Raw genomic sequence first — 13,609 nt, forward strand, 5'->3', positions numbered from 1 at the left:
TACCGGGGCACGCGCAGGGTGACGCTGCTGCCGTTGGCGGGCCCGGCGATGGACACGTCCGGCGCGGGCACCGGCGGGTTGGCGCCCGGCGACCACGCGGTGAAGGTGCCGGACTGGTTGACGTACCCGAGCTTGCCGCCGGGGCGGATGTCGGTGCCCAGGACGTAGAGGTGCACGGCCTCGGAACGGCCGCTGTTGTTGGTCACGGTGATCGGCAGGAGGTCCGGACCAATGGCCTGCGCGGGCTGCGCGAGGCCCGTCAGGGAGGCGCCCACCGCCAGTGCGGTGAGCACACCCGACCACTTCTTTCTGGTGCGCAAGGAAGGACTCCTCGGTTCCGCTGGGCAGGGCTGGTCGGCCGTTCCCGGCAGGGGGACGCGGCGCCAGGTCGCGCCGGGGTGGCCGGGATGTCGACGACCTCCGGGACCACCCGTGAGAGCGCTTCCATAGGTTGTTCGTCGGTGCGGCCACCTGTCAAGACCCCCTGCCGCGGGTCTATATACAACGTTAGAAGAACACGTTATAAACAGCGGTGACGCGCGATGACGCCCGTCGGCGCGGGTCTCGGGTCCGACGAGGATGGGAGCCCTCCATGTCGTCCGCTCGCCGCGCCACCTCCCTGCTCACCCCTCTCCTGCTCGCGACCTGCCTGGTCGTGCCGCCCGCGTCCGCCGGACCCGCGCGGCCCTCGCCGCCGTACCCGGAGGTGGGCGCGGGCACCCGCCTGCTGGACCACCCGGCGAAGCTGGCGGGTTTCGTGGAGCCGGAGTGGTACGAGGCCAACATTCCGTTCGTCGACCTGCCCGACCGGGAGATCGAGGACACGTACTACTACCGCTGGCGCACCTACAAAGAAGCCCTCAAGCGCACCGGTGACGGCTGGATCGTCTCGGAGTTCCTGGGGCCGGTGGGCTACTCGGCCCCCGGCGGCGGGATCGTGGCCGCAGCCGGGCACCACGTGTACGAGGGGCGCTGGCTGCGCGACAGCCGCTACCTGGACGACTACCTCGACTACTGGTTGCGCGGCAGCGGATCGGGCCCCAAGCCCGCTACCGACTTCCTCAACGAGAACACCACCGACTGGGCCCACCAGTACTCCTTCTGGGCGGCCGATGCCGTGGTGGCGCGGGCTTCCGTGGACGGCCGCTGGGACTTCGCGCTGGACCGGCTGCCCGAGCTGCGACGCCAGTGGGCCGCGTGGGCGCCGCAGTTCGACCGCGAACTGGGCCTGTACTGGCAGGTGCCGGTGTGGGACGCGATGGAGTACACGGCAGGCTCCTATCAGAGCGACGACCCCTACCACGGTGGCGACGGGTTCCGGCCGACTCTCAACGCCTACCAGTACGGCGACGCCATGGCCATCGCTACCCTGCTGCGGATGCGCGGCGACCACCGCGAAGCCAAGCGGTACGAACAGGAAGCCCACGCCTTGCGGTCCAACATGGACAAATACCTGTGGGACGCGGAAGATCAGTTCTACAAGCACGTCATGCGCGAGGGCAATCCCGACCGCGCCAAGCTCGCCGACCGCGAGCAGATCGGCTACGTGCCGTGGTACTTCCACATGGCTCCGCCGAGTGCTTCGGCCGCGTGGGCGCAGCTGACCGACCCGCAGGGTTTCGCCGCGCCCTTCGGACCGTCCACAGTGGAGCGACGCAGCCCGTGGTTCATGCACGACGCGCTCAAGGGCTGCTGCCGGTGGTCCGGCCCGAGTTGGCCGTACGCCACCAGCCAGACGCTGACCGCGATGGCGAACCTGCTGATCGACTACCCGGACCAGCCCCACGTCGGCGCGCACGACTACTACCGGCTGCTGCGCGGGTACGCGCTGACCCAGCGCAAGGACGGGCAGCCGTACGTGGCCGAGGCGCACCACCCCGACGAGGACCGCTGGCTCTACGACTCACGCGGGCACAGCGAGGACTACAACCACTCGACGTTCAACGACCTGGTGCTCTCCGGCCTGCTGGGCATCCGCCCGCAGCGCGGCGACCGCGTCCGGATCGCGCCGCTGGTCCCGCCGGACTGGGACCACTTCGCCGCCGAGAACGTCCCGTACCACGGGCGCAACCTCACCGTGGTGTGGGACCGCGACGGCTCCGCCTACGGGCGGGGCGCCGGGTTGCGCGTCTGGCTCGACGGCCGACCGGTGCACCGGCAGGCGGACCTGCGCCCGGCCGAGGTGCGCGTCGCCCCGGTCGACCGGCGCGACGCCGAGCCGTCAGCGGACGACCTGGTCAACCCCGCCGAGACCGGCTACCCGACGGCGTCGGCGTCCCACACCTGGCACGCCGACCGGGCCGCCGACGCCATCGACGGCCAGGACTTCCACCTCGACGTCCCGTCGACCCGCTGGACCAGCTACGGCAGCCCCAACCGGCAGGACTGGCTGGCGGTCGACCTCGGGGCGCCGACGCGCGTCTCGGACGTGCGGATCTCCTTCTACGACGACGGCGGGGGCGTCCGCACGCCTGACGCCTACGCCGTGCAGTACCGCGAGCCGGACGGCACGTGGGCCGATCTGCCGGGCCAGGCCAGATCACCTCGCACGCCCGAGAAGGGGCGCTTGAACAGGGTCCTGGTCAGCCCCCCGGTGCTGACCGACGGCCTGCGCGTCCTGCCGTCCCGCGCGGATGGCGGCGCGGTGGGCATCACCGCCCTGCAGTCGTGGCGCACCGAGGACAGCCGGGTGACCGCGCGGCTCGGGGCGGACGTGGTGGCCGTGCGACCGGGGCGCAGCGCCGAGGTCACCGCCTCGGTCCGCACCACCGCGCCGCTCACCGTGCGCCCGGAGCTGCTGCTGCCCAGGGGGTGGACCGCCGAACCGGTGGGCCGCTCGGGTGACCGGGTGGTCGTCCCCGGCAAGCCCCTGGACCTGCGCTGGCGGGTGCACGTCCCCGACGACCTCCAACTGGGAGCGCGGATGCCTCTGCGGCTCATGGTGTCCACGGTCGAGCGGGGTGCGGTCACCCGCGACACGGCCGATTCCGCCCACGCCGAGGCGGTCCTCGACCCGGCAGGCTTCGGCGCGGTGGTGTGGCAGGACGAGCTCACGGGGAGGCCACCCGCAGCTGCTGTGCCGAGGTGAGCTGGTCACCGGCGGTCGGGCTGCGGCTCACGGGCGGTGGACCGGCGCTGGAGCGGCTCACCCCCCTGGGCCGGTCCACCCGGACCGGGCTCGGCGATCGCGGTGGACACCGCGCGCGTCCCGGAGATCCGCTCGTGCCAGCCGCGCTGGTCGCGGCGGAACACCGGCACGGCGAACGCGCCGAGCAGCACCAGCGCCACCACGGCCAGGTCGCCCCACGTGCCCAGGGCGGGGGAGACCAGCACGGCGTAGGCCAGGAAACCGGTGACGCCGAACAGCTCCCGCACCGCGATCCGCGCCGGGTTGGCCCACGCCCCGTCCGCTCGGCGGACCTGGTAGCGCAGCAGCCAGCCGCCCGCTGTCCGCCCGCCGGTCAGCGAGGGCAGCGCCACCCGCAGCGCCACGGCGGCGGCGAGGAACCAGCCCGGCTCTTCCGGCAGCACCAGCCTGCTGATCACCAGCAGCACCAGCAGGTCCGCCATCAGCCCGACCACCCGGCGCGGCACGGTCACCGTCCCCGCAGGCGCGGCCGAGTCGGCCGAAGGCGGGACGGCGGGCACCACCAGCGCGGCGGGCGCGAGCACCCAACCCAGCAGCGCGCCCCCGGTGTTGGAGATCAGGTCGTCCACGTCGGAGATGCGGTAGGGGCACGGGTAGACGCCGAAGTTGCCGGTGTACTGGACCACTTCGACCGCCAGCGACAGGGCGAACCCGATCGCCACCACCGTCAGCGGCCCCCGGCCGTAGGACTTGCGCAGCACCACCCCCAGCGGCACGAACAGCGCGACGTTGAACGCCTGCTGCACGAACGCCGAGGAGGTGACCACCGCGGGCAGCCCCGAGCGCCCGGTCGCGGCCAGGTTGTTGCGCACGTCGGTGACCCACTGGAACGGCGTGGTGGACAGCATCTGCTCGCCCTGGCACACCTGCGACCGCGCCGGGAACGGCAGGAAGATCAGCGCCAGCGCGACCAGCCCGTACGCCAGCAGCCCGTACAGCACCAGCGCCCGGCGCGGCTCCACCCGGCCGAACCGGTAGTAGTGCAGCGCCACCAGCGGGAGCAGCACGAGCGCGCCGACGCCCACGAAGGCGAAGAAGCCCGTCCTGATGGACTCCCAGTAGGAACTCAGCATGTCACCGCTCCCGGTAAGAGGTCTACCGCTCCTTATCCAGGGCGCGGGAAGTCCAAACCGCATCCGCGTGGTGGTACCGGAACGGCCGTGTCACACCCCCTCCGCCGCGCGGGAGGCCCGCGCCGCCAACGCGCGCAGGTGCTCGGCCAGCTCCGGCGGCTCGTGCACTTCGAACTCGCAGCCGAGCGCGGTCAGCCGGAACGCCAGCCACTCCAGCGTGTCGGAGCGGCTGCGCAGCAGGCACGTCCGCTCGTCCAGCGGCTGCACCTCGCCCACCACCCCGCCCCAGGCCCGCACCACCTCCTCGGCCGGAGCGCGCAGGGTCGCCACGGTGCGGTAGGTGGGCTGCAGGGAGTGGAACCGGCCGGTGAGGTACTCGGCCGGGTCGGCGGGCGGTTCGCGCGGCGCGAACCGCGCACCGGTCGGCAGGGGGTCGCGCAGCCGGTCGAGGCGGAAGACCCGCCAGTCCTCCCGCTCCACGTCGAAGGCCAGCAGGTACCAGCGGCGACTGGCGGCGACCAGGCGGTGCGGCTCGACGTGGCGCCTGGTGGGCTCGCCCTCACCGTTCCGGTAGCCGAAGCGCAGCCGCTCGCGGTTGGCGATGGCCCCGGCCAGCGCGGTCAGGTGCGCGGGGTCCACGGTGGCCGCGTCACCGGTCACCAGCGGCACGGTGGCCGCGCCCAGCACCGCCACCCGCCGCCGCAGCCGGGACGGCAGCACCTGCTCCAGCTTCGCCAGCGCCCGCACGGACGCCTCGTCGATGCCCTCCACGGCGTGGCCCGCCGCCGCGCGCAGGCCGACCGCGATGGCCACCGCCTCGTCGTCCTCCAGCAGCAGCGGCGGCACGGCGGTCCCCGCGACCAGCCGGTAGCCGCCCGTCGCGCCCATGCTCGCCTCCACCGGGTAGCCCAGGTCGCGCAGCCGCTCGACGTCGCGGCGGATGGTGCGCGGGCTGACGCCCAGCCGTTCGGCCAGCTCGCTGCCGGGCCACTCGCGCGGGGTCTGCAGCAGTGACAGCAGCCGCAGCAGCCGTCCCGGGGTGTCGGTCACGCGATCCATGATGGCGCAGAAGTAGGACATGATCCGACCTACATCGCGTTTAGCGTTCGGGCCATGAACACCGACATCCGACCTTTCCGCATCGACATCCCACAGGAGGACCTGGACGACCTGCGCGCCCGGCTGGGCCGCACCCGCTGGCCCCGCCCGCTGCCCGGCGACCAGTGGCGGCGCGGCGTGCCGGTGGACTACCTGCGGGAGCTGGTCGAGTACTGGCGCGACGGCTACGACTGGCGGGCGCACGAAGCGCGGCTCAACGGCTTTCCCCAGCACACCACCGAGATCGACGGCCACGAGGTGCACTTCCTGCACGTCCGCTCGACCGCGCCGGACGCCGTGCCGCTGATCCTGACCCACGGGTGGCCGAACTCCTTCGTGGAGTTCGCCGACCTGATCGGCCCGCTCTCCAAGGACTTCCACGTCGTGGTGCCCTCCCTGCCGGGCTTCGGGTTCTCCGCCCCGCCAAGCGGAACCGGGTGGGACGCCGCGCGCGTGGCACGGATGTGGGCCGAGCTGATGGACCGGCTGGGCTACTCCCGGTACGGCACGCAGGGCGGCGACTTCGGCGCGTACGTCGCGCCCGAGATCGCCAGGATCGCACCGGAGCACGTGATCGGCGTTTACCTCATCAGCGGCCTCGGATTCCCCACCGAGGCCGACCTGCCCGAGCTGACCGAGGCCGAGCGCGAGACCTACACCGCTCTCATGAGCGCGGACTGGGCCAACGGCGTGGACCACCACGCCCTGCTGCGCGCCGCACCGCAGACCTTCGCCTACGGCTGGCACGACTCCCCGGTGGGCGCGCTGGCGTGGATGGTGCAGAAGTTCAAGGAGTTCAACGCCTCCGGCAAGCCGCTGGAGGAGGTGATCAGCCGCGACCAGATCCTGACCAACACCAGCGTCTACTGGTTCACCGGCACGTTCGGCTCGTCGGCGTGGCCCTACTACGACAGCAGCGGCTTCGCCTGGCCGCAGGGCGCGCCGGGCGTGCCGACCGGCGTCTACAGCGGGCCGCCCGGCATCCGCAGGCTGGCCGAGCGGCACACCCGCGTCGTCCACTGGGCCGAGGACAACCCCGGCGGGCACCACTTCACCGCCATGGACCAGCCCGACCACCTCGCCGCCGACATCCGGAAGTTCTTCGGCGCCGTCTCCCGCGAGGGATCGGGGTGGTAGGCCCACCATGATCCGGGGGGCGCGCTGCATCGTGGGGCCGCCCCGGCCCGCCTAGGTTTCGAACCCTCGCGTTCGACCTTTGGGGGATCTCGTGGAAGTGGGTTCGGCGGTGGTGGCACGGCTGTCGCGTGGCGCGGTCGTGGTGGCGGGGGCGGTCGTGGTGGTGCTGGTGGCGCTCGCGGGCGGGTACGGCTACCACGGCGACGAGTTGTACTTCGTGGCGGCGGGTCGCCACTTGGCGTGGGGGTATCCGGACCAGCCGCCCCTGACACCGTTCCTGGCGCACCTGATGGACTCGATCGCGCCCGGTTCCCTTGCCGTGCTGAGGATTCCGGCCGCGCTCGCGGCGGGCGGGACGGTGCTGTTCGTGGCGCTGATCGCCAGGGAGATGGGCGGCAGGCCACGAGCGCAGCTGATCGCCGCCGTGAGCGCGGCGGTGTCCGGACCGGTGCTCGTGCCCGGCCACATGCTGCACACCACGACCGTCGACATCTGCCTGTCGGCGGCGTTGGCGTGGTTGGTGGTGCGCGTGATCCGCACCGGTGACGCGCGGCTGTTGCTGGCCGCAGGCGGTGTGCTGGGCGTGGGGCTGCTGAACAAGTACCAGATCGCGGTGGTCGCGGTGGCCCTGGTGGTCGGGCTGGCCGTGATCGGGCCGAGGCGCGTGCTGCGCAGCCGGTGGTTCTTCGGCGGCGCGCTGCTCGCGCTGGCGCTGTGGACGCCGAACCTGCTGTGGCAGGTGGCCAACGGCTGGCCGCAGTGGGAGATGGCCAAGCTCATCAGCGAACGCGGCGGCAACGACGTGCGGCTGGCCTTCCTGCCGCTGCAACTGCTCTACGTCAGCCCGATGCTCGCTCCACTGTGGATCGCCGGTCTGGTCCGGCTGCTGCGCACCCCGGCCTTCCGCTTCCTCGGTGCGGCTTACCTGCTGCTGGCGGCGGTGTTCCTGGCTTCGGCGGGATCTCCGCTGTACCTGTTCGGCGCCTACCCCGCGCTGCTGGCGGCGGGCGCGCTGGCCGTGGACGACTGGCTCGAACGGGGAGCGGCGGCCCGTCGCGTCGCGGTGGGGGTGTCACTGGCGGCATCAGCGGCGTTCGTCGCGCCGCTGGCGCTGCCGCTGGTGCCGCTGGACAAGCTGTCGGTCGTCCCGGTGGTGGAGCTCAACGGGCTGACCGCCGAGCAGTTCGGCTGGCCCGAGCTGACCGAGGCGGTGGCGCGGGTCTACCACGGGCTGCCCGAGGAGCAGCGGGGGCGCGCGGTGCTGGTGACCGACAACTTCGGCGAGGCGGGCGCGCTGGAGCGCTACGGACCCGCCCTGGGGCTGCCGGAGGTCTACAGCGGCTACCGGGGCTACGGGTACTGGGGGCACCCGCGCGAAGGCGCGACGACCGCGCTGATCGTGCGCCCGGCGGCCAAGGCCGAGCCGCCGCGCTGGGCCGAGCGGTCCTGCGGCGAGCTCCGCGTGGTGGCGCGGACCTACAACGGCCAGGGCGTCGAGAACAAGGAGCACGGCGGTCGGGTGTGGCTGTGCACGGGGTTCACCGCGTCCTGGGCCGCACTGTGGCCGGAGATCCGCCACCTGGACTGACGCTCAGATGCGGCGGGCGACGGTGATGATCTCGCGGCTGGTCGGGGTGAGCGGGCCGCGGGACCAGTCGCCGTAGCGGGCCTCGACCGCGAACCCGGCCGCGCCGAGGAACGAGTCGAGCGCGTCCGGTGGGAGGAACCGCAGGCTGGTCCGGTCCACCCGCAGCGGTTCGCCCGCCGGGGTCGCGACGGTCTCGCTGAACGTGACGACATCGCCGACCACCGACTCCACCCGGTGGAACACCCGGATGTGCCGTCCGCCGGGGTCGACCAGCTCCACGGCGTTGTCCGGCGTCCACCGCTCCCACGGGCGCGGCAGCGGGTTGCGCGTCTCGAACGCGAACCGGCCGCCGTCGACCAGCGCGGCGCGGATCGCGGTCAGCGAAGCACGCAGGTCGTCGTCGGTGACGAACACCTGGAACGCGTGGCTGGCCATCACGGCCAGCTCGAACTCCCGGTCCCACCGCGCCGACGCGGCGGTGCCCACCACCCAGTCCACGTCGTCGCGCGCGCGGGCCCGGTCCAGTGCCGCCCGGTCCGGGTCGAGCCCGACCAGCCTGCCGCGGTGGCCGTTCTCGCGGGCCCGGTGCAGCAGGACGCCGGTGCCGCAACCCACGTCGAGCACCGACTCCGCGGCCATCACCAGATCGAGGTAGAAGTCGTCGCTGGGGCCCCACGCGTTGAGCATGTCGTAGAGCGCCGCGTTCTCCGCGTCCGAGTACACCGCACCATTTCACCACCGACCCGCCGCCCAGAGTGCGGTTTACGGACCACTACCGCCCTACCAGGTCTGAGGGGCGAGAGTGGTCGGTTGGTAGCGCTGCGGGCAACAACACCTGCCCGAAGGGGCAAGAACTACCGGGATTGACTCCGCTGTTCTGCGGAGAAGGTGGGACAGTGCGTGGGACACTTCTCTGCGGCCCCGCGTGACCGGGGCCCGAGAGCCCGGACGAGGAGGAGGGGAGCCTCGTTCGGCCGCGGCGGAGCCGGTGGAGCCTGCGCACCCCCAGGCGTGAGGCTCCCGGCTCCGCCGCACCCAGCGCCGCTCAGGCCAGCTCGGCCAGCGTGTTCCAGAACATCAGCTCGAACCCGTGCAGCAGCCGGGCGGGGCCGAACGCGCGCTCCGGCGACCACCCCGAGGCCAGCACCTCCCGCAGCGCGCGCAGCCCCAGTTCGTCGAGGTCCGGCGCGGGTTCGGCGAAGAAGTCGAAGAACGCGCACCCGGCGTCGTCGAAGCCGTAGTGCTCGCGCAGCCCGGCGGCGATGGCCGCGCAGTAACCGCCCCACTCCGCGAAGTTCGCCAGGATCGCCAGCAGCGCGGTGTGCGGGTCGCCGTTGAGCACCAGCCAGGCGACGTAGGACGGGTACGCCTGGCACCCCGGCAGCGGTCGGTGGGCGGCCACCTCGTCCGGGCTCAGGCCGCACGCCGCGGCGAAGTCGGCGAGCTTGGCCGTGGCGAGCCCCTCGCCCCCGGCCAGGGCGGTGAAGAACTCGCGCTCCGCCGGTTCGGTGGCCTGCGCGGCCAGCGCGAGGAAGGCCCGCCAGTCGCTGCTGATGACGTGGTGCTGCTCGGCGGCGAGCACGGCCAGCGCGCGCGGCGCGGCGGCTCCGCTCGCGACCAGCGGCACCAGGCGGTTCTCGCCTCCCTCCGCCTGGATCTCCACGCGCACCCGTGCCAGCAGGTCCTGCTCGTCGTGCCCCACCGCAACCCCCGAACCCGTCGTCGACAACCGGTCGCCCACCCTAGCGACGAGCACCCGCCCGCACGCGAACCCGGTGGGGTGACGAATCAGCTACGGACTGTTGACCAAGTCGCGGTTTCCCGATCTCATGGCCCGGTCTCATCGGACTGACGCGAACAGGGGCTCGGGATTGCGCGCCGGAACGACGGTCGGTGGTGGCGGAATCCCGGACCGGAACCGCAGGCCCCGCAGCGACCAGGGCCGGAGCCGGTTATGGTCCGGTTACCTGGTCCTGGGGTTCTGCGCGGTGGCGCTGTACTACGCACTGCCGGTCCCCGCCGGGGGCGTGCCCTCGCGGGTGCTCGTCTACTGCGCGGTGAGCGCGTCGGCGGCCGTCGCGGTGTGGTGGGGCGTGGTCCGCCACCGGCCCCGGCCGCGCGCGGCGTGGGTCCTGCTGGGCCTGAGCCAGGCGGTGTACGCCCTGGCCGACACCGCCTTCTACACCGCGCACTACGTGTTCGGCCAGACCCGGTACCCGTTCGTCGCCGACGTGCTCTACCTGGCGCACTACCCGCTGGTCGTGGCCGGGCTGGTGGTGCTGGTGCGGGCCCGCCGCTCGGGCCGCGACCTGGCGGGCCTGCTCGACGCGGCCTCGCTGACCGTGGTCGCCGCCCTGCTGTCGTGGGTGTTCGTGCTCGGCCCGCAGACCAGGCTGGGCACCTCGCCGCTGGTCGAGGCGGCCTCGGTGGCCTACCCGCTGATGGACCTGGTGCTGCTGCTGGTCGCGCTGTGCCTGGTCTTCGGCTCCGGGCCGCGCGGGGCCCCGTTCGTGCTGCTGACCGGGTGGTTGGCGGCGATCCTCACGGCGGACACCGCCTACGTGCTGCAGCGCCTGGCGGGGACCTACGAGGCGGGCAACTTCCTGGACGCGGTCTGGCTGGCGGGCAACCTCGCGCTGGGCGCGTGCGCGCTGCACCCGGCGATGAGCGGGCTCGGCCTGCCCGCCGAGGCGCCCGAGCCCCGGCTCAGCGCGCCGAGGCTGGCCCTGCCGTCGGCGGGCGCGCTGGTGGGCCCGGCGGTGCTGCTGGTGGAGCACGCCAAGGGCGAGTGGCGCGACGTGCCGGTCATCGCGGCCTGCTGCGCGGTGCTGTTCGCGCTGGGCGCGGCGCGGCTGGCGGGCATGGCGGTGGATCAGCGCAGGCTGGCCACCACCGACAGCCTGACCCTGCTGCGCAGCCGCCGCTACTTCGAGGCCCGACTGGCCGACGACGTGGCCGCGGCCCGGCGCTCGGGCGTGCCGCTGGGCGTGGTCATCCTGGACGTGGACCGCTTCAAGTCCGTCAACGACCGGTTCGGCCACCCGGCGGGCGACCGCGTGCTGGTGGAGGTGGCGGACCGGCTGCGCGCGGTCGCCGGTCCCGGCGCGGTGCTGGCCCGCTACGGCGGCGAGGAGTTCGCCGTGGTGGTGACCGGTCCGCAGGCCGAGGACCCGAGCGGACTGGCGGAGCGGCTGCGCGACGGCGTCTCGCGCAGGCCGGTCCGGCTGGACGACCGCACGTCGATCACCGTCACCGTCTCCGCGGGCACCGCCGTGTTCGAGCCCCGGCACGACAGCGCGCAGGCGCTGGTCTCGGCGGCCGACCGCGCCCTGTACCTGGCCAAGGGCTCGGGGCGGGACCGGGTGGTGGCGGGCGGCGCGGTGTCCCCCGAGGACCCCCTGGTCGGCTACCTGGACCAGGTCGCCGACCTGGTCGACCTGCGCCTGGCCTGCCCCGGCCGCAGCCTGGCCATCGCCGAGTGGGCCCGCACCGTGGCAGGCCACCTCGACCTGCCGCCCGCGCGGGTGCGCACCGCCGGGCGCGCGGGCAGGCTGCTCGACGTCGGGCTGGCCGTGCTGCCGGAGGAGCTGCTGGTCCGGCCCGGTCCGCTGACCGAGCGGGAATGGGAGCTGCTGCGCGCCCACCCGGACAGCGGCGCCCGGCTGGTCGCCGTGCTGCCGGAGGAGGGGGAGGTGGTCGCGGCCATCCGCGGGCACCACGAGCGCTGGGACGGCTCGGGGTACCCGGAGGGCCTGGCGGGTGAGGAGATCGGCGTGGAGGCGCGCGTGCTCGCGGTGTGCGACGCGTGGGCCGCGATGTGCGCCGACCACCCCTACCGGGGCGCGCTGAGCAGGGAGCAGGCGGTGGCCGAGCTGCGCGCGGGTCGCGGCACCCAGTTCGACCCGCGCCTGGTGGACGTGTTCCTGGACCTGGTGGAGCGGGGGGCCGTCGGCGACCTGGCCGCGGGACTGGCCCTCACCCGGCCGGTGTGACCGCCTGTTCCGACCAGTCGGTCCGCTCGGCGGTGCGGCCCTCGGTGGGCGTGATGACGAACCGGCTGCGCACCATCGCGGGGATGCGGCGCAGGGAGATGGTCAGGTCCTGCGACGGCACCGCGTAGTCGGCGTCGGCCAGTCGCACGACCAGCGTCCTGAGCAGGGCGATGGTCGCGGGCTCGCCGGGGCAGCGGTGGTTGGTGACCGGATCGCCGCCGCCCTGCGGGATCAGCTCGAACGCCCCGATCGGCCGGTCCAGGAACCGCTGCGGCCGGAACGCGTACGGGTCGCCCCACAGGTCGCCGTCGTGGTTCTGCCCGAACACGTCCAGCAGCACCAGCGAGCCCCTCGGGATGGCCTCGCCCCGCAGGTGCAGGTCCCGCACCGCCCGGCCGCCCAGGAACGGCGCGAACGGGTAGAAGCGCCGCAGCTCGTGCACGAACGCCTCGGCGAAGGCCCGGTCGCCGCCGCGCAGCCGCTCGCGGTGCTCGGGCCACCGGTGCAGCGCGTGCCCGGCGAACATCACGAACCACGCCACCGCCGCGGTCGGCCGCACCACGTTGAGCAGCTCCACGGCCGCCAGTCGCGGTTCCAGCGGCTCGCCGTCCGCGTCGCGGTGCCGGGCCACCACGTCGACCGCCGAACCGGGGCGCGTCTCCAGCCTGCCCTCGCGCACCCGCCGGAGCACGTCCGCCAGCCACGCCTCCCGGCGGGCGCGGGCACGCCGGGCGCGCCAGTGCCGGGGGCCCAGCGTGGCGAACCCGTCCACCATCGCGGTGAGGTCGCGCGCCACCGGGGCGGTGTCGGCGTCGGCCAGCGGCACCCCGGCCCACCGGCACACGCCCCTGGTCAGCACGCGGGCCGCCTGGTCGAACAGCACCACGCGCTGTCCCGGCCGCCACGCGGTGACCGCGTCGTCCCAGGCCGCGGCGGTGTGGTCCACCAGGTCGGCCACGTCGGGCCGGGTCATCGCCTGGAGGAACAGCCCCTTGCGCTTGCGGTGGGCCGCCCCGTCGAGGGTGTGCACGGCGTGGTGGCCGAACAGCGTGCTCTGCACCAGTCCGGGGATGGCCGTTCGCCGCTGGACGTGGTCCTCGTCGTAGAAGAAGCGCACCGCGTCGGGCCCGGACAGGCCCACGGCCCGCTGGCCCATCACCCGCGTGTGCGCGACGCCGGTGCCGTTGTCGCGCCGCAGCGCGGGCAGCCAGCTGTAGCCGTGGACGAGCAGTCGGGCGGTCTCGTCCAGCACTCGCGTGCGCGTACCTCGCATGTGATCACGGGTGCCCGATCAGCCTGCCGGGAAACCCCGCCTGGAATCCCCCACCTGGCATCCCGCCGCGAACGCGGTGGTTCGCCCCCACCCCACCGGGTACGCCCCGGTGGACCGCGATGCCGGGGCGCGGGAGTCCGAGGACGATGGGGGTGCGGACGCCGCCCGAGGGCGGAGCGGTCCGACGCACCCGGCGGCCCGCGGGTCGGCACGGCCGACGCGGGCCAGGACCGGACCAACCCCCAGCAGCGCTGAACGGCGGGACCGCGCGAGGACAGGAGCCGTGATGACCGAGGCGAA

The 13,609-nt window shown here is 73.8% G+C and carries 10 protein-coding genes; 4 read left to right on the forward strand and 6 right to left on the reverse strand.

Going from position 1 to position 13,609, the window contains the following annotated elements:
• Positions 1–320, reverse strand: a 320-nt coding sequence (locus IEZ00_RS37635) for a beta-1,3-glucanase family protein (RefSeq protein ID WP_229796430.1), incomplete at its 3' end; no start/stop codon positions are given.
• Positions 321–592: 272 nt separating this feature from the next.
• Between IEZ00_RS37635 and IEZ00_RS35605 the strand changes: the two genes are divergently transcribed.
• The gene (locus tag IEZ00_RS35605; protein ID WP_189227756.1) at positions 593–3,088 is read left to right on the forward strand and encodes an MGH1-like glycoside hydrolase domain-containing protein; all 2,496 of its coding nucleotides are present in this window, start codon (positions 593–595) and stop codon (positions 3,086–3,088) included.
• A 5-nt stretch (positions 3,089–3,093) separates the two neighbouring features.
• Here the strand turns inward: IEZ00_RS35605 and IEZ00_RS35610 are convergent, their stop codons facing one another.
• Together IEZ00_RS35610 and IEZ00_RS35615 are read right to left on the reverse strand one after the other, a co-directional pair.
• Positions 3,094–4,221: a VanZ family protein gene (locus IEZ00_RS35610; protein WP_189227757.1), complete on the reverse strand. Its 1,128-nt coding sequence runs from the start codon at positions 4,219–4,221 to the stop codon at positions 3,094–3,096.
• 90 nt (positions 4,222–4,311) lie between these two features.
• Complete coding sequence (locus tag IEZ00_RS35615; RefSeq protein WP_189227758.1) at positions 4,312–5,271, reverse strand: helix-turn-helix transcriptional regulator; 960 nt, start codon at positions 5,269–5,271, stop codon at positions 4,312–4,314.
• 63 nt (positions 5,272–5,334) lie between these two features.
• On the opposite strand from IEZ00_RS35615, the gene IEZ00_RS35620 reads away from it, so the two are divergent.
• Complete coding sequence (locus IEZ00_RS35620) at positions 5,335–6,456, forward strand: epoxide hydrolase family protein (RefSeq protein WP_189227759.1); 1,122 nt, start codon at positions 5,335–5,337, stop codon at positions 6,454–6,456.
• Between the two features lie 91 nt (positions 6,457–6,547).
• Positions 6,548–8,044, forward strand: a complete 1,497-nt coding sequence (locus tag IEZ00_RS35625; protein ID WP_189227760.1) for a glycosyltransferase family 39 protein — start codon at positions 6,548–6,550, stop codon at positions 8,042–8,044.
• Between the two features lie 3 nt (positions 8,045–8,047).
• On the opposite strand, the gene IEZ00_RS35630 is transcribed toward IEZ00_RS35625, so the two are convergent.
• Together IEZ00_RS35630 and IEZ00_RS35635 are read right to left on the reverse strand one after the other, a co-directional pair.
• A complete protein-coding gene (locus IEZ00_RS35630; protein ID WP_189227761.1) occupies positions 8,048–8,767 on the reverse strand; it encodes a class I SAM-dependent methyltransferase in 720 nt (239 codons plus the stop codon).
• Positions 8,768–9,089: 322 nt separating this feature from the next.
• Positions 9,090–9,746: a thiaminase II/PqqC family protein gene (locus tag IEZ00_RS35635; protein WP_189227762.1), complete on the reverse strand. Its 657-nt coding sequence runs from the start codon at positions 9,744–9,746 to the stop codon at positions 9,090–9,092.
• A gap of 286 nt (positions 9,747–10,032) precedes the next feature.
• Here IEZ00_RS35635 and IEZ00_RS35640 point away from each other — a divergent pair, with 286 nt between their 5' ends.
• The gene (locus tag IEZ00_RS35640; RefSeq protein ID WP_229796431.1) at positions 10,033–12,036 is read left to right on the forward strand and encodes a diguanylate cyclase; all 2,004 of its coding nucleotides are present in this window, start codon (positions 10,033–10,035) and stop codon (positions 12,034–12,036) included.
• On the opposite strand, the gene IEZ00_RS35645 is transcribed toward IEZ00_RS35640, so the two are convergent.
• Positions 12,020–13,288, reverse strand: coding sequence for a cytochrome P450 (locus IEZ00_RS35645; protein ID WP_229796432.1), 1,269 nt, complete (start codon positions 13,286–13,288; stop codon positions 12,020–12,022). The two genes, IEZ00_RS35640 and IEZ00_RS35645, sit on opposite strands and share 17 nt — an antisense overlap.
• Positions 13,289–13,609 lie beyond the last annotated feature (321 nt).

It is taken from the genome of Saccharothrix coeruleofusca (assembly GCF_014648515.1).
In the GTDB taxonomy this organism is placed as follows: domain Bacteria; phylum Actinomycetota; class Actinomycetes; order Mycobacteriales; family Pseudonocardiaceae; genus Actinosynnema; species Actinosynnema coeruleofuscum.